The sequence below is a fragment of the Pseudomonas sp. TH31 genome (assembly GCF_016650815.1).
GTDB lineage: Bacteria > Pseudomonadota > Gammaproteobacteria > Pseudomonadales > Pseudomonadaceae > Aquipseudomonas.
On sequence record NZ_JAEKEZ010000029.1, the window covers coordinates 497,670 to 521,319 of the forward strand.

The following is a 23,650-nucleotide window of genomic DNA, read 5'->3' on the forward strand; positions in this document are numbered from 1 at the left end:
CAGTCCTTGGGGGCGTGGGCCGCTGGGGCCCACGGGTGAAGATCAAAGGTCGTGGTGCAAATATTTCGCTTGTTTGGGCAGGCGCAGGCTGAACAGGAACGCCACCGCCATCATCACCGTGACGTACCAGTAGAAAGAGTTTTCCATGCCCACGGCTTTGAGGCTCAGGGCCACGTATTCCGCCGAGCCGCCGAAGATCGCATTCGCCACCGCGTACGCCAGGCCGACGCCCAGTGCGCGGACCTCGGGCGGGAACATTTCGGCTTTAACCAGGCCACTGATGGACGTGTAGAAACTGACAATCGCCAGCGCCACGGTAATCAGCACGAAGGCCAGGAATGGACTGCTGACACTTTTCAGACTCAACAGAATCGGCACGGTGAACAATGTTCCAAGGGCTCCGAACCAGAGCATCGAGTTACGTCGACCGATCTTGTCCGCCAGCATCCCGAACAACGGCTGCATGCACATATAAAGGAACAGCGCGCCGGTCATGATGTAGCTGGCGGTCTTGGCGTGCATGCCGGCGGTGTTCACCAGGTATTTCTGCATGTAGGTGGTGAAGGTGTAGAAAATCAGCGAACCACCGGCGGTGTAACCGAGCACAGTGATGAACGCGGCTTTGTGGTCGCGGAACAGCGCGCGGATGCTGCCGGCGTCTTTGTTTTCACGCATTTCCTTGCTGCTGGTTTCCTTGAGCGAACGACGCAGGAACAGCGAAATCACCGCCGCCACCGCGCCGACCACAAACGGGATCCGCCAGCCGTAGGCGCGCAAATCATCTTCGGTGAGGAACTGTTGCAGGATCACCACCAGCAACACCGCCAGCAACTGCCCGCCAATCAGCGTCACGTACTGGAACGAAGCAAAGAAACCGCGCTGGCCCTTGAGGGCGACTTCACTCATGTAGGTCGCGGTGGTGCCGTATTCGCCCCCCACCGACAACCCCTGAAGCAGGCGCGCGAACAGCAACATGATCGGCGCCCAGACGCCGATGCTGTTGTAAGTCGGCAGGCAGGCGATGAGCAACGAGCCAAAGCACATCATCAGCACCGAAATCATCATCGAATTCTTGCGCCCGTGCTTGTCCGCGACACGGCCAAAAATCCAGCCACCAATGGGCCGCATCAGGAAGCCGGCAGCGAACACACCCGCGGTGTTTACTAGCTGTACCGTGGGGTTATCGGACGGAAAAAAGGCTGGCGCGAAATAGATCGCGCAAAAGGCATAGACGTAGAAATCGAACCATTCGACCAGATTGCCGGACGAGGCACCGACAATCGCGAAGATCCGCTTGCTGCGCTCCTCGCCTGTGTAGTGTTCGGTTGAAGCGGTAGTCGTTGTCATTGTTTTTTTACTCAATGGGGACAGTGAGAGTCTAGACATACTTCGCAACAGTCCCGTTCCACAGTTACATCAGCGACGCGAATCCCTGTGGGAGCGGGCTTGCTCGCGAATGCGGTGTGTCAGGCAACATTTACATCGACTGACACGACGCCTTCACGAGCAAGCCCGCTCCACATGGGTCACCGTGTTCACTCAATAATCGAAGAACACCGTCTCCGCATCCGTCCCCTGCAAAATCACATTCCACTGATAAACACCCGACGCATCGGCCTTCGCCAGCAACGTACTGCGACGCTCAGCCGGGACACATTCGAGCAACGGGTCCGCCACGTTGGCCGGCTCGCCATCAAAATAGATCCGCGTCAGCAAGTGCTTCACCAACCCGCGGGCAAACACCAGCACCACCAGGTGCGGCGCCTGGGTCGAGCCGTTCAAGCCTTCAACCGTCCCAGGCTTGATCGTGGTGAAACGGAAACGCCCTTCGGCATCCACCGGCACCCGGCCAAAACCTTCGAAGTTAGGGTCCAGGGGTTTGTCCTGCTCGTCTTCCGGGTGGTCGTACTTGCCGGCGGCGTTGGCCTGCCAGACTTCCAGCATTGCGTCGTTGACGAAATCACCGTTGCCATCGACAACCTGCCCGGTGATCGCCACCCGCTGGCCGAGGGTTTGTTCTACGGTCAGGTCTTCGCGGTTCAGCCAGGTCAGGCCAATGTGGTAATACGGCCCGACGGTGTGGGACGTGGTCGCGTTCAGCGTCATCTTATTTCTCCATCGGCGTGGCTTCGCGGCCGCGCAAAACGATGTCCCAACGGTAACCGAGGGCGTAGGAAGGGATGGTTTTTTCCAGGTCAAAACTGGCGATCAAGCGCTCTTTGGCGCTCGTATCCGGCACGCAATTGTAGATCGGGTCGTAGGCCAGCAACGGATCGCCCGGGAAATACATCTGAGTCACCAGCCGCGTCAGGATGCTCGGCCCGAACAGCGAGAAATGGATGTGCGCCGGACGCCAGGCGTTGTGGTGGTTGCCCCACGGGTAGGCGCCGGGCTTGATGGTCTGGAACTGATACCCGCCATCGGCGTCGGTCACGGTGCGGCCGGTGCCGGTGAAGTTCGGGTCCAGCGGCGCGTCGTGCAGGTCGCGGGCATGGTTGTAGCGACCGGCGGCGTTAGCCTGCCAGATCTCCACCAGAATCCCCGGCACCGGCAAACCGTCTTCATCCAGCACGCGGCCGTGAATGATGATGCGCTCGCCCAATGGCTCGCCGGTGTGCTGGGCGGTCAGGTCGTTGTCCTGCGGGTTGATGCGCTCGGCGCCGATGGTCGGGCCGGTGATTTCCGACAGCGAATGAGGCAAAAACACCAACGGCTTCGACGGCGAGCGCTTGTTGGTGGATTGATACGTCGGGTGCAGGTAATCCGGCTGAGTGCCTTCTTGCGGACGACGGTAACCAGGCTTGTCAGTCATTTAGCTTTCCTCTGTTCTTATAGTCGCGGCCGCGTGTCAGACGCGTTCAATCGCAAGTGCCAGACCTTGGCCGACGCCGACGCACATGGTCGCCAGACCTTTCTTGCCACCGGTTTTTTCCAGGTGATGCAGCGCGGTCAGCACCAAACGTGCACCGCTCATGCCTAACGGATGGCCCAAGGCAATGGCGCCGCCGTTCGGATTGACCTGGGCGGCGTCGTCCGCCAGCCCCAGTTCACGCAGCACCGCCAAGCCTTGGCTGGCGAACGCTTCGTTGAGTTCGATCACGTCAAAATCGCTGACGGCCAAGCCGAGACGCTCGGTGAGTTTGCGCACCGCTGGCACCGGGCCGATGCCCATGACCCGAGGGGCAACCCCGGCGCTCGCCATGCCGAGCACTTTGGCTCGGGCGGTCAAACCGTGTTTTTGAACCGCCTCTGCAGAGGCCAGGATCAGCGCTGCTGCGCCGTCATTCACTCCGGAGGCATTGCCGGCGGTCACCGTTTTGTCGGGACCGTTGACCGGTTTGAGTTTGGCCAGGGTTTCCAGCGTGGTGTCGGCGCGAGGATGCTCGTCCTGGCTGACAACCGTTTCACCCTTCTTGTGGGCAATCCGCACTTCAACGATTTCTTCAGCGAAAAATCCTGCCACTTGCGCGGCGGCCGTCCGCTGTTGGCTGCGCAGGGCGAAAGCGTCCTGGTCCTCGCGGGAAATTTCGTAATCGTGCGCCACGTTGTCAGCGGTTTGCGGCATCGCGTCGACGCCGTACCGGGCCTTCATCAACGGGTTGATGAAACGCCAGCCAATGGTGGTGTCTTCCAGCTTCATGTTGCGCGAGAACGCCGCATCGGCCTTGCCCATCACGAATGGCGCGCGGGACATCGACTCGACGCCACCGGCAATCGCCAGCTCCATTTCGCCGCAGGCAATCGCGCGGAACGCGGTGCCGATGGCATCCATGCCCGACGCGCAAAGGCGATTGAGCGTAACGCCCGGAATGCTTTCCGGCAGCCCGGCCAGCAGCAACGCCATGCGCGCCACGTTGCGGTTGTCTTCGCCGGCCTGGTTGGCGCAGCCGAGGAACACCTCGTCCACCGCGCTCCAGTCCACCGATGGATTGCGTTCCATCAGCGCCTTGATGGGGACGGCGGCCAGGTCGTCGGTGCGAACCGCCGACAAGCCACCGCCAAACCGGCCGATAGGCGTGCGAATCGCGTCGCAGATATAGACGTCACGCATCAGACTTCTCCGGGTGCTTGGCCGTGGGCGGCAGCGGTGCGGGCTTCCAGATCCCTTAGCGCCTTGAGCTCGATCCCGGTGGGCTCGGCGGTGTTTTCAACGTGCTCGGCAAAACGAATCGCCCAACCGGTGGCCGCCGTGACTTGCTCGCGGGTCACGCCGGGGTGCAGCGCGGTGACCACGAATTCATGGGTGCCGGCTTCCGGTTCCATGATGCACAGGTCGGTAATAATGCCGACCGGTCCGGCGCCCGGCAGGCCGAGACGCTTGCGCGAATCACCGCCCTCGCCATGGCCGACCGAGGTAATAAAGTCGAGTTTGTCGACGAAGGAACGCGCCGACTGTTTAAGGATGATCAACACGCTCTTGGCCGAGCCGGCAATTTCCGGCGCACCACCGGCACCCGGCAGGCGGACTTTCGGCTGGTGATAGTCGCCAACGACGGTGGTGTTGATGTTGCCGAAGCGGTCGACCTGCGCTGCACCGAGAAAACCGACGTCGATACGCCCGCCCTGCAACCAATAGCGAAAAATCTCACCGGTCGGCACGACCGTGTCAGCGGTTTCCGCCAGCTCACCGTCACCAATCGACAGCGGCAACACGCTCGGCTTGGCGCCAATCGGACCCGATTCGTAGATCAGGACGACATCCGGCGAGGACGTCAGCCGCGCCAGGTTGGCGGCTTTCGACGGCAGGCCGATGCCGACGAAGCACACCGAACCGTTCTTCAAACGGCGGGCGGCGGCGACAGTCATCATTTCATTGGTGGTGTAAGTCATTACTTGGCCTCCGAAGCAGCGGCCAGCTTGGCCTGGAACTCGCTGAAGTCAGCGCAGCCGTGGATGTACTCGTTGATCCACGCGGTGAAGGTGTCGCGGTCCCGGGCAATCGGGTCCCAGGCCTGATAGAAACGGTTATCACGCTCGTTGTAGCCGTGCGCGTAGGACGGGTGCGCACCACCCGGCACATGGCAAACCGCGCTCAAGGCCCAGGTCGGTAGCACACAGGCATTCATCGGCGCATTGAGGTCGTCGACAATTTCTTCGACGGTGACGATGCAACGCTTGGCCGCCAGCGCCGCTTCTTTCTGCACGCCGAGAATGCCCCACAGCAGCACATTGCCTTTACGGTCAGCCTTTTGCGCGTGAATCACGGTGATGTCCGGACGTACCGAAGGCACCGCCGCCAGCACTTCGCCGGTGAACGGGCAGGTAACGGTTTTGATCAGCGGGTTGACCTTTGGCAGGTCGGAACCGGCGTAGGCCCGCAGCACCGCGAACGGCAGGCCGGAGGCGCCAGCAACGTAGGCATTGGCCAGGTCGGCGTGGCTGTGTTCTTCGATTTCCAGTGGGTGCGGCCACTGTTTCTCGACGGCGTCACGCAGACGGTGCAGCGAACCCACACCGGGGTTGCCGCCCCAGGAGAAAATCAGCTTGCGAGCACAACCGGCACCGATCAACTGGTCGTAGATCAAGTCAGGCGTCATCCGCACCAGGGTCAGATCTTTCTTGCCCTGGCGAATGATTTCATGACCCGCCGCCGTCGGAATCAGGTGAGTGAAGCCTTCGAGCGCGACGGTATCGCCGTCGTTGACGAATTGCTTCACCGCGTCATGCAGCGAAAGGATTTCAGCCATGGGGCAGGCTCCCGTTTTGTTGTGAACCGACAGTGGAAGAAAAAGGCGCGAGGTTCAGCGCCGGAGTCACTGAAGATTAAGCCCGCAAAAAATGCCAAACAATCCGATAATCGACTGAGTGTTCGTTTATCGAACAGATTGTTGTCTGGCTATCATTCTGTGTTGCCCCAAAAAGATCGCAGCCTTCGGCAGCTCCTACAGGCGTACACATTCCACTGTAGGAGCTGCCAAAGGCTGCGATCTTTTTGGGGCAACACCGTTATCTCAACCTGGAATCAGGTCGCATCCGCATGACTGACCATGCCCTTGATCACCACTGCCGTGGTCGCCAATGCCGCCGGAATCACCAACGCGGTCAGCACCTGCTCGAAGTTCCAGCCCAGGCCCAGCAGGGTCGCGCCCATCCACGCACCGAGGATCGCGCCGAAGCGGCCAATCCCGAGCATCCACGACACCCCGGTCGCCCGGCCCTGAGTCGGGTAAAACCGCGCCGCCAGCGAAGGCATGGCCGATTGCGCGCCGTTGACGCACATCCCGGCCACCAATACCAACGTTGCCAGCAGCGTGATGTGGCCCAGGCTCTGCCCTACCGCGTAGGCAAACACCCCGGCCAACAGGTAGAAAATACCGATGACCTTGTGCGGATTGAACCGGTCCATCGCCCACCCTACACCGACCGCGCTCAGTACCCCGCCGAACTGGAACAACGCGCCAATGAACGCCGCCTGCTCCATGCTCGCGCCGCTGTCACGCATCAGCGTCGGCAGCCAACTGGTCAGCAGGTAAACGATCACCAGGCCCATGAAGTAGGTCAGCCACAGCAGCAAGGTGCCGGTGCTGTAGGTTTCGGAGAAAATCACCGCGAACACGTTGCGCGCCTTCACGGTTTTCTGTTCCGGGACGCTGAAACTGGACGCCTGGGCCACCACCGTCGGGTCGATCGGTGCCAGGGCTTTGCGCACTTTGTCGGTGCCGCGGTTACGGACCACAAGGTAACGCGCCGATTCCGGCAGCCAGAACAGCAAAACCACCGCAAGGATCAACGGCAGAATCCCACCGATCAGCAACAGGCTGTGCCAGCCGAACGCCGGGATCAGCTTGGCCGAGATGAACCCGCCGCCAGCCATGCCGAGGTTGAAGCCACAAAACATGCTGGTCACCAGCAGGGACTTTTTGCGCTCCGGGGTGTATTCCGACAACAACGTGGTGGCGTTCGGCATGCCGGCGCCCAAACCCAGGCCCGTCAGGAAACGCAGCACCAGCAATTGATCAACGTTGCTGCTGTAGGCCGAGGCGAGGCTGAAGATGCCGAACAGAAACACCGCCCCCACCAGTACGACTTTTCGCCCGAAGCGGTCCGCCAACGGGCCGGAACCCAGTGCTCCGAAGACCATGCCGATCAACGCAGCACTCATCACCGGGCCGAGACTGGCGCGGTCGATGCCCCAGTCCTGGGACAGGGCCGGCGCGATGAAGCCCATGGCCGCGGTGTCGAGGCCATCGAGGAAGACAATCAGGAAACACAGGAACACCACCCGCCACTGGTAGCGCGAGATGGGTTGGGCATTGATGAAGGACTGCACGTCGAGGCAGTGTCCTACAGCAGACTGAGGCTGGTTCATTATTTTTATTCCACGCAAAGAACGCAGTCGAACACGTGCCGGCCAACGGCTGGCGCTGTTACAAGAAGAAAGGTGTCGGGATCAGGCGACCTGGTTTTGGCAGGAAAACCGGCAGGAGCAGCGACAGTCGGGAAACGTACGCATGGGGGTGGCCTCTTCTCATTATTATTGGGGTCGTCGTCCGGCGGCAAACCGAGGCTCAACAGCGGCGGAAAACGCTGCCGCGACATTAATGATCCGAGGGAAAGAGCGTCAATTCGATAAACGCAACTCTGTGCGTTTATCGAACAGCTTAGGCGAACAACTGCGCGCTGAGGTCGCGGCTGGCGCTCAGCAAACCCGGCAGGAAGCGTTGTTCCAGCTCATTGCGGCTGACACGCCCGGCGTGGGTACTGACGTTGAGCGCGGCAACCACTTGGCCGGAAGCGTCGTACACCGGAACGGCAATCGAGCGCAGGCCTTGTTCCAGTTCCTGATCGACGATGCACCAGCCTTGCTGTCGCACCGCTTGCAGGCATTCGAGCAAGGCTTCGGGGGTATGCAAGGTTCGGCTGGTCTTGGCCTGAAAATCCGCATGTTCGAGGTATTCGCCCAGCGTCGTGTCGTCCAGCGCGGCGAGCAGAATCCGGCCCATGGACGTGCAATAGGCCGGCAGACGCCCGCCCACCGACAAGTCCACGGAAATCAGCCGCTGGGTGGTCGCCGAGCGGGCGATGTAAAGAATGTCATCGCCTTCCAGGGTGGCCATGTTGCACGCCTCATGGAGTTGCTCGCTCATGCGGTCCAGGTACGGCTGGGCGGACACCGCCAGTGGGGTCGAGGACACGTAGGCATGGCCCAGGGTCAGGACTTTGGGCAGCAGCGAATAGGTGCGACCGTCCGTGGTGGCATAGCCGAGTTTGATCAGGGTGTGCAGGCAACGTCGCACGGCGGCGCGGGGAATTTCCGTGCGGTGGCTGATCTGGGCGATGGTCAGGTGGCGTTTGCGCTCCTGAAAGGCTTGCACCACCGCCAGGCCACGAGCCAGGGAGGTCATGAAGTCCGGGTCTCCGGTCATGGCCTGGATTCGCTTGGCCGGCGAGGCGACGATCGGCGGCGCCACTGAAGCGAAGGAGTTGCGCAGTTGATCGTTCATATCAGGTCCTTTTCCTACACGGATCAGTGGCTATTACATGCGGCTCCTGGCCAGTACACAAGTCACCGGCAACAAGATTGGGCGATTATCGAACCATCGACCGATAATCGCAATCGACGACCACCACAACCAGGCCCTCCCGGATCCCTATTCAGTAACGCTGTGAAACAGGGTTGCCGTTGAGTGACTGTCGACTTAAGGGGCAATATAAGGAACCCTAACTTGTCAGTGTTGTTGGCGCCAGAAACAGGTCGCTGAAAGTGGCAATGCGAAACTCTAATTACCCTTAAAAGTTACGAGTAACAAAATCATCACGTACCAGGAACCACTTTTAACTCTCAAGAGATAGTGTTCTTCGAATCGACCGCTATAATGCACCTCAGTGGCCCGTCGGTTTTTTACTTCCCGATTGTGCCACCCGGAGCGCGATGTCCCATCGCCGCCGCCCGCAGCAAGCACCTGACGCTCATTTGATAGACACCGCCAGCGCGCTCGCTGAAACAGGATACTGAAGCTACGTCAGCTGTTTTTCTCTGGTGCCGTGGCCGCCTGCAACATGGAACTGTTGATCACTCAGTCGTTAAAAAGCCGATGTCCTTTCAGGCATTGTCCTTTCAACCAACGTGGTCAATAAATTCGATGCAGCGCGTTTCACCAGAATTTATCTCAACTCAATCAGGTAGCACTGTGACGAAAGACGAACTGCGCGCGGAACTTGAGCGCCAGGAACAACGTTACAAGGAAGTTTACGGCGGGGCAGTCACCACCTACGCCGCCCAGCCCGAACCGGAACGCAAGCCGTGGCGTAAACGCGCCACCGTTCAGGATCAGGCTTTCACCCAAGAACTACAGAAGATGGAAAAGGAACTCAAAGCCGAAGAGCCTTGACCGCCCCGGCCTGAATCCTTCAAGGGTCTGCGTTTGCTCGCGCTAAAAGCGCGGTGTATCGACCATGCCTTTCGCGCCCGCTACAAGCGGGCGGCGGCCACCTCACCCACAGGATGAGGCAAATGGCGCATGTCCGACCCTCTTCTCAGATATTTCACACAAGCGTTTCAGCCTCTCGCGCCCTCGAGAGAAACCCTTGTGGCTGCTAGCTTTTCAAATAAAATCAAAGAGTTGCAAACCCCAGTAAAAAGCTGGGGCTTTTGGCTTCGCTACAAACTAATTCGTTGAAGAATGTTACCGACGAGCAGCTAGTGCATCGATTTCCAGTCTTTTCTGGCATAATCGCGCCCCCTTACGACCGGGTCAGAAAACCTTCATGATCGATTTATTCAGCGGACTAGATGCTTGGGTGCTTGTGAGCCTCTTGCTCGCCCTGGCCTTTGTCCTCGCCTTCGAGTTCATCAACGGCTTTCATGACACCGCCAACGCGGTGGCCACTGTTATCTACACCAAAGCCATGCCGCCTCATCTGGCGGTGTTCTTTTCCGGTGTGTTCAACTTTCTCGGCGTGCTGCTGGGCGGTGTGGGCGTGGCGTATGCCATCGTTCACTTGCTGCCGGTAGAGCTGCTGATCAATGTGAACACCGGACACGGACTGGCCATGGTGTTCTCGTTGCTTGCCGCCGCCATCACCTGGAACCTGGGCACCTGGTACTTCGGTATCCCCGCCTCCAGCTCCCACACCCTGATCGGCTCGATCCTCGGTGTCGGCCTGGCCAACGCGTTGATCAACGATATTCCGTTGGCCGATGGCGTGAACTGGCAGAAGGCGATCGATATCGGCGCGTCCCTGGTGTTCTCGCCAATGGCCGGCTTCATCGTTGCCGCGCTGGTGTTGATCGGCCTTAAATGGTGGCGCCCGCTGTCGAAGATGCACAAGACGCCGGACCAGCGTCGCAAGCTCGACGACAAGAAGCACCCACCGTTCTGGAACCGTCTGGTACTGGTGATCTCGGCCATGGCCGTGAGCTTCGTGCACGGCTCCAACGACGGTCAAAAAGGTATCGGCCTGATCATGCTGGTATTGATCGGTATCGTGCCGGCGCAGTTCGTACTCGACCTGAGCAGCACCACTTACCAGATCGAACGTACCCGCGATGCGACCCTGCACTTGAGCCAGTTCTACAAGCGCAATGCCGACACCCTGGGTGAGTTCCTGGCGCTGGGCAAAAGCGTGGAAGGCGATTTACCGGAGAAATTCCGTTGCAACCCGCAACAGACCGAACCGACCATCAGCGCCCTGCTCGACACCCTCAAGGGCGTAGCCGACTACCATTCGCTGTCGTCGGAAAGCCGCATCGAAGTGCGTCGCTACCTGCTCTGCCTGGATGACACTGCACGCAAAGTCGCCAAGCTCCCAGGCCTGCAGGCCCGTGAAAAGGCTGACCTGGACAAACTGCGCAAAGACCTGACCACCACCACTGAATACGCCCCGTTCTGGGTGATTCTGGCGGTTGCACTGGCCCTGGGCCTGGGCACCATGGTTGGCTGGAAACGCGTGGTACTGACCATCGGCGAGAAAATCGGCAAGCAAGGCATGACCTACGCACAAGGCATGTCGGCACAGATCACCACCGCCGCCATGATCGGCCTGGCCAACATCTTCAGCCTGCCGGTGTCTACCACCCACGTCCTGTCCTCGGGCGTGGCCGGCACCATGGTCGCCAGCAAAAGCGGCCTGCAAGGTGGCACCGTGAAAACCATCCTGCTGGCCTGGATCCTGACCCTCCCCGCCACCGTGGCCCTGTCGGCCGGCCTGTTCTGGCTTGCATCGAAGGCGCTGGGTAGCTGATACAGCGCTGCAACGAAAAAGGCGCGCCTCGTAAGAGCCGCGCCTTTTTCATGTCTGCAAAATGGCAAAACCACCCCAAAACCGTAGGAGCCAAGCTTGCTCGCGATGAGGCCATAACATTCGACATCTATGTCGACTGTTAGACCGCTATCGCGAGCAAGCTTTGCTCCTACAAGGGATATAGCGTTTTTTTGGACAAAAAAAGGGCAACCGAAGTTGCCCAAAATGCCTTGCGTGCTCATTGCTTCCGGAAAGAACTACGGTTTGCGCTTATGCGAATCCTTCCAGATGAAATATCCAAACCCTGCAAAAAACAGAACCATGAGGCCGACTGTCAGCACTCCGGCGATCACCACGTTGTCGAAAAACATGACTGGCCTCCTGCTTGCCCTGTTGCGATGGGGCTAAGTTAACCAATCAGGCAGGAAAGAAAATTGACCGGGATCAATGCCGCCCGAGACGGGGCGTAAAGGAGGGGAAATAACTGACCTGCATCAATCGATGCAGGGGGTTTCAACGCTTTTTCGGTTTGTTTTTCGGCTTTTTCTTCGCTTTACCCAACGGCATGGCCTGTTCGAACGCCTGGCGGACTTCGTTCAGGCGCTTATCGTTGAGGTCATGAACCCGCTTGGCGCGCTCGGCATTAAGGTCGATCAGTTTGTCGTCTTGGCTCATGGTGTTCAGTGCATCGCTTGAAAAGGACGTTCAGTCGGGATTGCGCCAATAATGCGGTCTGCCGCCCGCGCTGACCAGTCACCTGCGTAGCGAGGGCTTAACAAATATGTGCTCACGCCGATGTTTCACCGCACAATCGGTGCTTTGCGACGGACCCAAAGGACCCGACTGTGGAATTGCACCAGGACCTGCCGCCCTTGATGGCCCTGCGCGCCTTCGAGGCCGTGGCCCGCCATTTGAGTTTCATCAAGGCCGCCGATGAACTGTCGGTGACCCAAAGTGCAATCAGCCATCAGGTGCACAAACTCGAGCAATTCCTTAACCAGCGGCTGTTTATTCGCCGCACCCGGGCCATCGACCTGACACCGGCCGGCGAAAGCTACTACTGCAAGATTCAACCCGCGCTGGAATCCATCGCCTCGGCCACCCGTGAACTACGCGGCGATGAGCAACAGGAAACCACCCTGCGCATCGGCCTCCTCGCTTCGTTCGCCACCCTGTGGCTGGCACCGCGACTGGCCGGTTTTAACGCTCGCTACCCCCGGATTCATGTGGAACTGCTGCCCTCGGTGCAACTGGCCGACGTCAGCGGCGGCGAAGTGGACCTCGCGATCCGTTACGGCAAGGGCGGCTGGCCCAAGGTCCAGGCCCGGCGATTCATGGTCGAAACGCTCACTCCGGTGTGCAGCCCGGCGTTCAAGGCACAACGCGTCGACAAAGGGCCGCTGCTCATGGCCAAGTCCTACCAGCCGTTCGAGTGGACAGACTGGAGCGCCCGCAATGCCGTCGATCTCAGCCACTACCCCAGCATGATGCTCCACGACTACAACATCGTCGTCGAAGCCGCCGTGACCGGCCAGGGCATCGCCATGGGCCGCCAACACTTGATCGAACGTCGGCTCAAGGAAGGCGCATTGGTAGAAGCCTTCGACACCCCGCTGTTCATCAGCGATATCGGCTACTGGCTGGTCACTCCGGATCGGCCGCCCAGCCATGCGGCCGAATGCTTCGCGCAATGGTTGAGTGAAATCGCCGACACATGAGCCATTTGAATACGTCGGATTAAATCTATGCGTTTGTCGCGCTGGCGCGACGCCAACATGCTGAGCCCTTCATTCAGGAGGATTCACCATGACCGATTCACTCACCCTGCGCGTCCAGCGACTCGGCCTGAAGCTGCCAACCCCGAGCCAGCCGATCGCCAACTACGTCAACCATGTGGCCAGCCAGAATCAGTTGTTCATTTCCGGGCAGATTCCGATGCTCGACGGCAAACCCGCCTTCGTCGGACGACTCGGCGAAGCGATCTGCGAAGAAGAAGGGTCAACGCCGCCGAACTGGCGGCGTTGGGCCTGCTGGCGCAATTGGGCGATGCATTGGGCGATGACTTGTCGAAACTGGTACGCATCATCCGCCTCGGGGTGTTCATCGCCAGTTCCGCAGACTTCCAGCGCCAAGGCGCGGTAGCCAACGGCGCATCGAACCTGCTGGTCAATGCTCTCGGCGAGAAAGGCCGGCATGTACGCACGGCGGTTGGTGTTTCCAGCCTGCCGGGCGGTGTAGCCGTGGAAATCGACGCGATTTTCGAACTCAAACCATGAACCGCGCCGAAGTGGAGCGTTTGCGAGCGGCCACTGCGGGTTGCGCCCGCGTGATTCACTTCAACCACGCGGGCGCCTCGCTGCCCAGTCAGGCGAGCCTCGATGCCATCCGCGAGCAATTGCAACGCGAAGCCCTCGGCGGCCCGATGGAGGCCGTCGATCAAAGCATCCAGGCCCGCGCCCGAACGGCGGCGGCCACCTTGCTGAACACCGGGCCCGAAGCCATCGCCTTCGCCAGCAGCGGCTCGGCGGCCTGGGGCATGGCGTTCAACGCGCTTGGACCTTGGCAAACCGGCGACCGGATTCTGGTCGGCCGCCATGAATGGGGCGGCAATCTGGCCTGCATCGCCGGGCCGTCAGCGCCGGTGCACAACTGGAGGTCATCCCCTGCGACGAAACGGGCGCGGTGTCCGTAAGTGCCCTCGTGCAAATGATCGACCCAAAAGTGAAGTTGATCGCCCTGACGTGGCTGCCCGCCAACGGTGGCCTGATCAATCCCGCCGAGGCGATTGGCGCGGTGGCGCAGCAGCATGGCATCGCTTATGTCATCGACGCCGGCCAGGCGTTGGGGCAACTGCCCTGTGATGTACAGGCACTGAACTGCGATGTGCTCAAGGGCGCCGGGCGCAAATTCCTCCGTGGGCCAAGGGGTACGGCGCTGCTGTATATAAGGCCGGGGTTTTTGGCACGGTTGAAACCGACCCAACTCGATGTGCTTTCAGCGCCTTGGGACGGCGAAGGCTTTGCCCTGCGCAACGATGCCCGGCGCTTTGAAACCAGCGAAGTGTCCGTGGCGTTGCTGGCCGGGTTGGCGAATGCGCTGGAAGAATGCAACCGTTTGGGCGTTTCAAACATCCGTCAGCGGATCGATTCACTCAGTCGGCGTTTGCGCGAACAGCTCATAACCATCCCCGGCCTGACGCTGCACAACCTCGGCCCGGCCGATCATCAATCCGGGCTGATCGCGTTCACGCTCAAGGGTTGGGACAGTGTCGAGCTCAAGCAACGGTTGGCACAGCGAGGGATCAATATCGGCGCCAATGGCGTGGCTTATACGCCTTTGGATATGCAGGCCAGAGGGCTGGAGAGCATTGCGCGGATTGCAGTGAGTTATTTGAACACCGAGGAGGAGATAGAGGTGTTGGTGGGGCGTTTGCAGGAATTGGCCGAGGATAGCGGCGTCTGAAAAAGATCGCAGCCTTCGGCAGCTCCTACGGGGGATTGCGTGGATTTTGATGTTGCAGCAGTCGCACGATCGGCGTAGCGGCGAACTAGATCTGGATATCGACCCAAAGCCCTTGGCGCGGCTGATCGTCGATCAACGGTGCGACCGGCACGGTGTTGTCGGCATTGAGTTCGTCACCGGGAATGGCCAGGTGTTCTTCCGGATCCTCATCGGCCTCACGACGGCGGCGATCTTGCTCCTGCTTTCGGCGCTGCTCTTCGCGCAGTTGCAGGGCGGCTTCTTCCGGGTCGCGTTTTTGCAGGTCGATCGTGCTGTCGCTGGAGCTTTCCTGCACAGGCACTACCGGCGGAATGTCCGGGCGCTGGCGGATCGGGTCCTGCTGTGAGGTGATCGGCACGGCACTCAAGGGGAGCATCGGTTGCAGCATAATTATTGGTCTCCTGTCTTCAGGCTGTCGGCTGCGCAGGTTGCGACTTGAGCCATCGGTCGCAAAGTTGTGAACCGGTTGGCACTGTAGGAGCTGCCGAAGGCTGCGATCTTTTATCGGACAACATAGAACTCAAGCGTTCCCCAAGATCAAAAGATCGCAGGCTTCGCCAGCTCCTACGCGCGTAATCCTTTGGCCTCAGGGTCTCATTCCGTTAAGATAGCCCGCTTTTTCAAGGTGGGAGTCAGGCAGCATGGCGCAGCAGTATCAACCGGGGCAACGCTGGATTAGTGACAGCGAAGCCGAGCTGGGTTTAGGCACCGTTCTGGCACAGGACGGCCGCTTGTTGACCGTGCTCTATCCGGCCACTGGCGACACTCGTCAGTACGCGCTACGGAATGCGCCCCTCACACGTGTGCGGTTCTCGCCGGGTGACTCGATCACTCACTTCGAAGGCTGGAAACTGACCGTACAGCAAGTCGACGATGTCGATGGCCTGCTGGTCTACCACGGCCTCAACGCGCAGAACGAAGCGGTCACCCTGCCGGAAACCCAACTGTCGAACTTCATTCAGTTCCGTCTGGCCAGCGACCGTCTGTTCGCCGGGCAGATCGACCCACTGGCCTGGTTCTCCCTGCGTTATCACACGCTGGAACACACCAGCCGTCAGTTGCAGTCTTCCCTCTGGGGCCTGGGTGGCGTGCGCGCTCAACCCATCGCGCACCAGTTGCACATCGCCCGTGAAGTCGCCGACCGTATCGCGCCACGGGTTTTGCTGGCGGACGAAGTAGGTTTGGGTAAAACCATCGAAGCCGGCCTGGTGATCCATCGCCAGCTGCTCTCGGGCCGCGCCAACCGCGTGCTGATCCTGGTTCCAGAGAACCTGCAGCACCAGTGGCTGGTGGAAATGCGCCGCCGCTTCAACCTGCAAGTCGCGCTGTTCGACGAAGAACGCTTCATCGAAAGCGATGCCGCCAACCCGTTCGAAGACACCCAGCTCGCACTGGTTGCACTGGAATGGCTGGTGGACGACGAAAAGGCCCAGGACGCGCTGTTCGCTGCCGGTTGGGACTTGCTGGTCGTCGACGAAGCCCACCACCTGGTGTGGCACGAAGAAAAGGCCAGCCCGGAATACTCGCTGGTTGAACAATTGGCCGAAGTCATTCCCGGCGTGCTGTTGCTGACCGCCACCCCGGAACAACTCGGCCAGGACAGCCACTTCGCCCGCCTGCGCCTGCTCGACCCGAACCGTTTCCATGACCTGCACGCCTTCCGCGCCGAGAGCGAAAACTATCGCCCGGTGGCCGAAGCCGTTCAGGAGTTACTGGACAAGGGGCGCCTGTCGCCTGAAGCGCACAAGACCATTCACGGTTTCCTCGGCAACGAAGGCGAAGCGCTGCTGACCGCCGTCAACGATGGCGACGCCGAAGCCAGCGCCCGTCTGGTGCGCGAGCTGCTCGACCGCCACGGCACCGGCCGCGTTTTGTTCCGTAACACCCGCGCCGCCGTGCAGGGTTTCCCGGAACGTAAACTGCACCCGTACCCGCTGCCGTGCCCGGACGAATACCTCGAACTGCCGCTGGGCGATCACGCCGAGCTGTACCCGGAAGTCAGCTTCCAGGCTCAGCCGGACGCCAACGAAGAAGAACGCTGGTGGAAATTCGACCCGCGCGTCGAGTGGCTGATCGATCAACTGAAAATGCTCAAGCGCACCAAAGTGCTGGTGATCTGCGCCCACGCCGAAACCGCCATGGACCTGGAAGACGCCTTGCGCGTGCGCTCCGGCATTCCTGCGACGGTGTTCCACGAGGGCATGAACATCCTCGAACGTGACCGCGCCGCCGCCTACTTCGCTGATGAAGAGTTTGGCGCGCAAGTGCTGATCTGCTCGGAAATCGGCAGCGAAGGTCGCAACTTCCAGTTCTCGCACCACCTGGTGCTGTTCGATCTGCCGGCGCACCCGGACTTGCTCGAACAACGGATCGGTCGTCTGGACCGGATCGGCCAGAAGCACATCATTGAGCTGCACGTGCCGTACCTGGAAACCAGCCCGCAAGAGCGGCTGTTCCAGTGGTACCACGAAGCGCTGAACGCGTTCCTCAACACTTGCCCGACCGGCAACGCCTTGCAGCATCAGTTCGGCCCACGCCTGCTGCCGCTGCTGGAAAACGCCGACGACGGCGAGTGGCAAGCGCTGATCGACGAGGCCCGCGGCGAGCGTGAACGTCTGGAAGCCGAACTGCACACTGGTCGCGACCGTTTGCTGGAACTCAACTCCGGCGGTTCGGGCGAAGGCGATGCGCTGGTCGAGGACATCCTTGAGCAAGACGATCAGTTCGCCCTGCCGATCTACATGGAAACCCTGTTCGACGCGTTCGGCATCGACAGCGAAGACCACTCGGAAAACGCGCTGATTCTCAAGCCGAGCGAAAAAATGCTCGACGCCAGTTTCCCGCTGGGCGACGACGAAGGCGTAACCATCACTTACGACCGTAACCAGGCGCTGTCTCGCGAAGACATGCAGTTCATCACCTGGGAGCACCCGATGGTGCAGGGCGGCATGGACCTGGTGTTGTCCGGTTCGATGGGCAACACCGCCGTGGCGCTGATCAAGAACAAGGCGCTGAAACCTGGCACCGTGTTGCTGGAACTGCTCTACGTCAGCGAAGTGGTTGCACCGCGCTCGCTGCAACTGGGCCGTTACCTGCCGCCGGCCGCCCTGCGCTGCCTGCTCGACGCCAATGGCAACGACCTGTCGGGCCGAGTGTCGTTCGAAACCCTGAACGACCAACTGGAAAGCGTGCCACGCGCCAGCGCCAACAAGTTCGTCCAGGCTCAGCGCGATCAACTGACGCCACGGATCAACGCCGGCGAAGAGAAAATCGCCCCACGCCACGCCGAACGTGTGGCTGAGGCGCAACGTCGTCTGGCCGCCGATACCGACGAAGAACTGGCGCGCCTGACCGCGCTGCAAGCGGTCAACCCGACCGTGCGCGACAGCGAACTGGTGGCCCTGCGCAATCAGCGCGAGCAAGGTTTGGCCATGCTCGACAAGGCTGCGCTGCGACTGGAAGCGATTCGGGTGTTGGTGGCGGGTTAATCGCCCTCGCCTACCCCGTAGAAACAAATAAGGCCCGCAGCGATGCGGGCCTTATTTGTTTCTGTAGGTTTGCGGTGACACAGATGACGCCGCGTTCGGACGATCTTTTGATCTTATGCCGTCACCACCTCGATCTGCGGTTCAACCACCGCCACCAACCCGTCCTTCATCCGCTTGGCATCGCGCACAAAACACCGCGACGCCATAAACAGAAACACCATGGTGAAAAACAGCGCCACCGGGATCAGGTACATCGCGTCATGCAGCCCAACAGCCTTGAATACCTCGGTCATCTGCCCGGCACCTTCCGCCAGCATCGCCGAGTGGGCAAAGTGATCGGATAAGCCTCCGACCACTACCGGCCCCAAACCGCCACCCAACAAATACAACCCGGCAAAGAACAACGCCATGGCCGTGGCCCGCAGGCGCGGTTCGACCACGTCCTGAATCGCCGTATAAACGCAGGTGTAGAAGTTGTAGGCAAACAGCCAACCGAGACTGAACACTGCGACAAACACGCCAATTTCAATGCGCCCGGCATGCAGCGCCCACGCTGTGCACAGCGTCGAGATGATCAAACTGAACGCGGCAAACAACAGTCGCCCATTGGCCACACGCTGGTGAATCTTGTCGGCGATCCAGCCGCCCAGGGTCAAACCGAACAGCCCGGTCACGCCGACGATCACCCCGGTCGCCACCGCCGCTTCCTGCAACGGCATCAGGAAATAGCGTTGCAGCATCGGCACCAGGAACGAGTTGCAGGCATACGTCGCGAAGTTGAAGCACAGCCCCGCCAGTACCAGCCAGAGGAAGGTCGGCACCGCCAGCACTCGACGGATCGGCCGGCCCACGCGCTCCTGGGACACTTGCACGCTTTCCGCCGCACCGCGTTTCGGTTCTTTAATGAAGAACATGAAGATCGCCAGGATCAACCCCGGCACCGCCGCGATAAAGAACGGTGCGCGCCAGCTATCGAAAGCCTTGACCATCGCGCCGATGGTGAAGAACGCCAGCAGCAGCCCCAGCGGCAGCCCGAGCATGAAAATCCCCATGGCCCGCGCCCGACGGTGAGCCGGGAACAGGTCGCCGATCAGCGAGTTGGCGGCTGGCGCATAACTGGCTTCACCGATGCCGATGCCCATGCGCACCAGCAGGAAGCCCCAGAAACTGCCGACCAGGCCATTGACCGCCGTCAGCCCGCTCCACACCGCCAGGCCCCAGCCCATTAACTTGCTGCGCGAACCGGTATCGGCCATGCGCCCCAACGGCAGGCCGGCAATGGCGTAGACGATGGTGAACGCGGTGCCGATGATCCCAAGCTGAAAGTCGCTGAGGTGCCATTCCTTACGGATGGGTTCAATGATGATGGCGGGGATGGTGCGGTCGAAGAAGTTGAACAGGTTAGCCAGGAACAGCAGGAACAGAATGCGCCAGGCATTCGCCGCTTGGGTCGAGTTCTGCATGGGGTCCGTCTCTTTTATTATTATGAAGGCTTCGCTGCCCCCGGTATCTGCAATCTAGTCAGGCGCGCGCGGCGTGTCTGTGATCATTCGCCAGCCTGATATCAGGCCATCGCAACCGAGCCCGTCCAAACTCGACAAACCCTGTGGGAGCGAGCCTTCTCGCGAAAGCGGTGGCCCCGTCGCCATCTATATTGAATGTGCCGGCCTTCTTCGCGAGCAGGCTCGCTCCCACAGGGGATTTTGGTGTTTTGAGGAGTCCGACCGGTTGCTTGAAAATACCTCTACGCCCCCCTTCCAAACCCCAAGGCGAAGCCTAGAATAGCGGCCTTGTCTGCCCCACCGTGTCCCCCATCCCTCTTTGACTATCGCCCATGTCCGAAGCCAGTCCGTGTCTGAATTGCGGTGCCTGCTGTTCTCATTTTCGCGTGTCTTTTTCTGGGGTGAATGCACCTCGGCGGGGGTACGGTGCCCGACGAGCTAGTCGCACCGATCAGCCCCAGCAGGGTCGCCATGCTCGGCACCGACTGCAAACCCACCCGCTGCATCGGGTTGGTCGGCGAGGTCGGCAGTACCGTGCAGTGCTCGATTTACGACCGGCGTTCCAGCACTTGCCGGGAGTTCGATGCGTCCTGGGCCAATGGCGAGGCGAACGTGGATTGCGATGCGGCGCGAGCAGCATTCGGCCTGCCGGCGCTGCAACCCGAGTTCGAAATAGCGGTTTGAACTGAGCGCTTGAGGCTTAGTGCCAATCGCTATCGACTCTATGCCAAAATCATTAGAGTCACCGTGCCATCACGCCTTGCGCTCTGCCCATGACCTCTATACTCCAAAGCATTCGCCAGCGCTCATGGCGCAGAGACGGGGCATGCTATGGAGTGGCTTGGTTTGCAGTTCATTACCGAGCTGCCGCAGAACGGGCAGGTCATCCTCAACTGTACGTACAACCCCTTTCTGGTGCTGTTGGCCTACGTAGTGGCCTGTGCGGCCGGTTTCGCCACACTGGACATGACCGAACGGGTCGGCCACGTGGAAAAGTCCGGATCCCAGCGGCTCTGGCGCTGGGTCGGTGCCGGGTGCCTGGCCGGCGGGATCTGGGCCATGCATTTCATCAGCATGCTGGCGTTCCAGGCGCCGATCGAAATTCACTACCAGCTGCCCATCACCTTGCTCTCGCTGTTATTCGCCCTGACCGCCTCGTGGCTGGCCATGCACACACTCAGCCGTGCGCATCTGAATTTCTGGCAATACCTGCGAGCCGCGATCTGGATCGGATTGGGCATCGCGACCATGCACTATGTGGGGATGGCCGCCATGCGTTCGGCGGCGACGGCTTATTACCACCCAGCCCTGTTTGCGCTTTCCATCGTGATCGCGATTGGCGCCAGCCTCGCCGCGCTGTTGATTTCCAGTCACCTGCGCGATGGCAACGGCACGTTTCATCAACTGCTCAAACTCACCGCCAGCCTGGTGCTTGGAGCCGGCATCGTCAGCATGCATTTCACCGGCATGGCTGCGTTAAGTCTGGCGCTGCCCGTCAACAGCCTGCCAACGCTGCCCACTGAAAACAGCCATCTGCAACTGGGGCTGACGGTGGCGATCATGACCCTGCTGATCATCGGCAGCTGCATCAGCGCGGCATTGGCCGACAAGAAACTGCAAGACAAGGAACACGACCTGCGCCGGGTCAACGCCCTGCTCAGCCAACTGGACCAGGCGCGCATGTCGCTGCAACAGGTGGCGCACTATGACGCCCTGACCAACTTGATCAACCGCCGCGGCTTCAATCAGATCTTTGCCGAGAAGCTGATCGAGAAAACCAACGAGGGCGGCATGCTCGCGGTGATGTTCCTCGACATCGACCACTTCAAACGCATCAACGACAGCCTCGGCCACGACGCCGGCGACGAGTTGCTCAAAGTGCTGGCCGGGCACATCAAGGGTGCGGTGCGCAGCCACGACGATGTGGTGGCGCGTTTCGGCGGCGACGAGTTCTGCATCCTCATCGGTCTGTACGACCGCGAAGAAGCCCGGCACATGGCCCAGCGCATCATGCTGAAAATGAAGGACCCCATCGAGTTGTCGGGACGGCGCATGGTCATGACCACCAGCATCGGTATCAGCCTGTTCCCCGAAGACGGCACGACCTGCGAAGACCTGCTGAAAAACGCCGACCTGGCGCTGTATCAATCCAAGGGCGGCGGCCGCAACAGCCTGCACTTCTTCAGTTCGAACCTCAGAACCCGGGCCACCCTGGAGCTGCAACTGGAGGAAGAGTTGCGCCATGCGCTGCGCGAAGACACCGGGCTGATGCTGTATTACCAACCGATCTACGATCTGAAAACCGGCCAGGTCACCAAGCTTGAAGCACTGATTCGCTGGCAACACCCGACTCACGGTTTGCTCACGCCGGACCGGTTTATCGCCATTGCCGAAGCCAACGGATTGATCACAGACCTGGACAACTGGGTGCTGCGCAAAGCCTGTGAAGACTTGGGCGAATTATCCCGCAACGGCTGTGAAGAGTTGAAGATTGCAGTGAACTGCTCACCGATTAACCTGGCGCGCGAAGAACTGGCTGACGAAATCGAGCACGCCCTGCGCGTAACCGGAGTAGAACCCCAGCGTCTGGAGCTGGAAGTCACGGAAAACGCGCTGATGGGCAATATCGCCAACACCCTGGTGCTGCTGCGGCAGATCCGCGCCCTCGGCGTGTCGCTGTCGATCGACGATTTCGGCACCGGCTATTCTTCCCTGGCTTACCTCAAGCGCCTGCCGCTGAACACCCTGAAAATTGATCGCTCGTTCATCCAGGACATCCCCAAGGCCACCCAGGACATGGAAATCGTCCAGGCGATTATCGTCATGGCGCATACCCTGCATTTGCAGGTGGTCACCGAAGGCGTCGAGACCTTCGAGCAATACGAGTTTCTCGAACGCCACGGCTGCGATTTCGTCCAGGGCTACCTGCTCAGCCGTCCGGTACCGCTGGAGGAGTTACGCCCGGTACTGGACGAAATCAACCAGCGCAAGCATGCGCACACGTTCAATCCGCTGAACCTGGCTCGCGGTATAACTGCACTAACGTTGACGGATCCTTTTCCAAAAAGCCCTGGCCCCCATGCAGGCGCATCAGTTGTGCGGCCAATCCGCTGATCGGCGTGGCCGAGCCTTGTTCGCGCGAGAACTTCACCGCAGTGTCGAGGTCCTTGAGCAGCGTGCGCACGTGCCATTTCACCGGTTCGAAACGGCTTTGCGCCATTTGCGGGGCGAGGATCTGCAACGGTTTTGAGTCAGCAAAACCGCCGGCCAGCGCTTCGGCGATCAGGCTGGCGTCAACGCCGGAACGTTCGGCCAACGCCACGACTTCGGCGATCACCAGTGCATTGCAGGCGACGATCATCTGATTGCAAGCCTTGGTCACCTGGCCGGCTCCGACAGCACCCATATGCGTCACGCGTTGGCCAAGGGTCAGCAAAACCTGGCGCACGCGTTCAAGATCCGCCGCGTCACCGCCGACCATGATCGCCAGACTGCCCGCTTCGGCACCCACCACCCCGCCCGACACCGGCGTATCCAGCCACCTCATGCCGGTTTTGCTGGCAAGTTCTGTCGCCATTTCCCGCGTGGCGGTGGGCTCAAGGCTGGAAAAATCCACCAGCAACTGGCCATTTTTCCCACGTCCGGCAACACCGCCCGGGCCAAATACCACCTCACGTACCACCGCCGTGTCCGCCAGGCACAGCATCACCACATCCGCGTGTTGGCACAGTTCGGCGGGCGTCACGACCTGCCGTGCACCGGCCTCGACCAGCGGCGCGCACTTGTCCGGATTGCGGTTCCACACCGTCAGCGGATAGCCAGCGGCCAGCAGACGCCGGCACATCGGCAAGCCCATCAAGCCGATCCCGGCGAACCCCAGTGAAGGTAACGCGGCCATCATTTTGCCTCCTTTTGATTAAAGATCGCCGAATACTGGCCGATTCATCATGACTCAGGAAAGGACTCCCCCGAGCG

Annotated in this window: 18 protein-coding genes and 3 pseudogenes; 8 read left to right on the top strand and 13 right to left on the bottom strand. The window is 60.4% G+C overall.

All coding sequences use genetic code 11. The features are described 5' to 3' along the window. Positions 1 to 42: 42 nt before the first annotated feature. From JFV26_RS21730 to pcaR, 8 genes are all read right to left on the bottom strand, one after another. The gene (locus JFV26_RS21730) at positions 43 to 1,347 is read right to left on the bottom strand and encodes an MFS family transporter (protein WP_201195358.1); all 1,305 of its coding nucleotides are present in this window, start codon (positions 1,345 to 1,347) and stop codon (positions 43 to 45) included. A 192-nt stretch (positions 1,348 to 1,539) separates the two neighbouring features. Next, entirely contained in the window at positions 1,540 to 2,106 is a 567-nt protein-coding gene (gene pcaG, locus JFV26_RS21735) for a protocatechuate 3,4-dioxygenase subunit alpha (protein ID WP_201195360.1), read from the bottom strand. Position 2,107: 1 nt separating this feature from the next. Further along, entirely contained in the window at positions 2,108 to 2,812 is a 705-nt protein-coding gene (pcaH, locus tag JFV26_RS21740; protein WP_201195362.1) for a protocatechuate 3,4-dioxygenase subunit beta, read from the bottom strand. Between the two features lie 36 nt (positions 2,813 to 2,848). Beyond that, on the bottom strand, positions 2,849 to 4,054 hold the full coding sequence (gene pcaF / locus JFV26_RS21745) for a 3-oxoadipyl-CoA thiolase (RefSeq protein WP_201195875.1): 1,206 nt from the start codon (positions 4,052 to 4,054) through the stop codon (positions 2,849 to 2,851). Further along, a complete protein-coding gene (locus JFV26_RS21750; RefSeq protein ID WP_201195363.1) occupies positions 4,051 to 4,830 on the bottom strand; it encodes a CoA-transferase subunit beta in 780 nt (259 codons plus the stop codon). The genes pcaF and JFV26_RS21750 overlap by 4 nt, the downstream gene beginning before the upstream one ends. Then, the gene (locus tag JFV26_RS21755) at positions 4,830 to 5,687 is read right to left on the bottom strand and encodes a CoA transferase subunit A (RefSeq protein WP_201195364.1); all 858 of its coding nucleotides are present in this window, start codon (positions 5,685 to 5,687) and stop codon (positions 4,830 to 4,832) included. The genes JFV26_RS21750 and JFV26_RS21755 overlap by 1 nt, the downstream gene beginning before the upstream one ends. A 275-nt stretch (positions 5,688 to 5,962) precedes the next feature. Then, positions 5,963 to 7,309 (bottom strand): MFS transporter, encoded by a 1,347-nt coding sequence (locus JFV26_RS21760; protein WP_201195365.1) that lies wholly within the window; start codon positions 7,307 to 7,309, stop codon positions 5,963 to 5,965. A gap of 292 nt (positions 7,310 to 7,601) precedes the next feature. After that, complete coding sequence (pcaR, locus tag JFV26_RS21765; protein ID WP_201195366.1) at positions 7,602 to 8,444, bottom strand: pca regulon transcriptional regulator PcaR; 843 nt, start codon at positions 8,442 to 8,444, stop codon at positions 7,602 to 7,604. A gap of 687 nt (positions 8,445 to 9,131) precedes the next feature. On the opposite strand from pcaR, the gene JFV26_RS21770 reads away from it, so the two are divergent. Beyond that, positions 9,132 to 9,332 carry a hypothetical protein gene (locus tag JFV26_RS21770; protein WP_064676198.1) on the top strand — a complete coding sequence of 67 codons (201 nt, stop codon included), beginning with the start codon at positions 9,132 to 9,134 and terminating at the stop codon, positions 9,330 to 9,332. Between the two features lie 376 nt (positions 9,333 to 9,708). Continuing rightward, positions 9,709 to 11,184, top strand: coding sequence for an inorganic phosphate transporter (locus tag JFV26_RS21775; protein ID WP_201195367.1), 1,476 nt, complete (start codon positions 9,709 to 9,711; stop codon positions 11,182 to 11,184). A gap of 257 nt (positions 11,185 to 11,441) precedes the next feature. Here the strand turns inward: JFV26_RS21775 and ccoM are convergent, their stop codons facing one another. Both ccoM and JFV26_RS21780 read right to left on the bottom strand, forming a co-directional pair. Then, complete coding sequence (gene ccoM / locus JFV26_RS34515; RefSeq protein ID WP_054046898.1) at positions 11,442 to 11,555, bottom strand: cytochrome c oxidase subunit CcoM; 114 nt, start codon at positions 11,553 to 11,555, stop codon at positions 11,442 to 11,444. 142 nt (positions 11,556 to 11,697) lie between these two features. Continuing rightward, positions 11,698 to 11,859, bottom strand: coding sequence for a hypothetical protein (locus JFV26_RS21780; protein ID WP_008016476.1), 162 nt, complete (start codon positions 11,857 to 11,859; stop codon positions 11,698 to 11,700). A gap of 170 nt (positions 11,860 to 12,029) precedes the next feature. Between JFV26_RS21780 and JFV26_RS21785 the strand changes: the two genes are divergently transcribed. The 3 genes and pseudogenes from JFV26_RS21785 to JFV26_RS21795 all read left to right on the top strand — a co-directional run bounded on the left by JFV26_RS21785 (position 12,030) and on the right by JFV26_RS21795 (position 14,646). Next, positions 12,030 to 12,902 (top strand): LysR substrate-binding domain-containing protein, encoded by an 873-nt coding sequence (locus JFV26_RS21785; RefSeq protein ID WP_201195368.1) that lies wholly within the window; start codon positions 12,030 to 12,032, stop codon positions 12,900 to 12,902. 88 nt (positions 12,903 to 12,990) lie between these two features. Further along, positions 12,991 to 13,460, top strand: a pseudogene (locus tag JFV26_RS21790) (RidA family protein). Beyond that, positions 13,457 to 14,646, top strand: a pseudogene (locus JFV26_RS21795) (aminotransferase class V-fold PLP-dependent enzyme). Before JFV26_RS21790 ends, JFV26_RS21795 begins: the two co-directional pseudogenes overlap by 4 nt. A gap of 85 nt (positions 14,647 to 14,731) precedes the next feature. Here the strand turns inward: JFV26_RS21795 and JFV26_RS21800 are convergent. Beyond that, positions 14,732 to 15,073, bottom strand: a complete 342-nt coding sequence (locus tag JFV26_RS21800; protein WP_201195370.1) for an aspartate-semialdehyde dehydrogenase — start codon at positions 15,071 to 15,073, stop codon at positions 14,732 to 14,734. Between the two features lie 253 nt (positions 15,074 to 15,326). On the opposite strand from JFV26_RS21800, the gene rapA reads away from it, so the two are divergent. After that, on the top strand, positions 15,327 to 18,173 hold the full coding sequence (rapA, locus tag JFV26_RS21805; protein ID WP_201195372.1) for an RNA polymerase-associated protein RapA: 2,847 nt from the start codon (positions 15,327 to 15,329) through the stop codon (positions 18,171 to 18,173). 113 nt (positions 18,174 to 18,286) lie between these two features. Here rapA and JFV26_RS21810 read toward each other — a convergent pair whose 3' ends face one another. Further along, positions 18,287 to 19,636 (bottom strand): spinster family MFS transporter, encoded by a 1,350-nt coding sequence (locus JFV26_RS21810; protein WP_201195373.1) that lies wholly within the window; start codon positions 19,634 to 19,636, stop codon positions 18,287 to 18,289. 371 nt (positions 19,637 to 20,007) lie between these two features. On the opposite strand from JFV26_RS21810, the pseudogene JFV26_RS21815 reads away from it, so the two are divergent. Together JFV26_RS21815 and JFV26_RS21820 are read left to right on the top strand one after the other, a co-directional pair. Beyond that, positions 20,008 to 20,359, top strand: a pseudogene (locus tag JFV26_RS21815) (YkgJ family cysteine cluster protein). A gap of 147 nt (positions 20,360 to 20,506) precedes the next feature. Continuing rightward, positions 20,507 to 22,789, top strand: coding sequence for a putative bifunctional diguanylate cyclase/phosphodiesterase (locus JFV26_RS21820; protein ID WP_201195375.1), 2,283 nt, complete (start codon positions 20,507 to 20,509; stop codon positions 22,787 to 22,789). Here the strand turns inward: JFV26_RS21820 and JFV26_RS21825 are convergent. Beyond that, the gene (locus JFV26_RS21825) at positions 22,680 to 23,576 is read right to left on the bottom strand and encodes an NAD(P)-dependent oxidoreductase (protein ID WP_201195376.1); all 897 of its coding nucleotides are present in this window, start codon (positions 23,574 to 23,576) and stop codon (positions 22,680 to 22,682) included. The two genes, JFV26_RS21820 and JFV26_RS21825, sit on opposite strands and share 110 nt — an antisense overlap. Positions 23,577 to 23,650 lie beyond the last annotated feature (74 nt).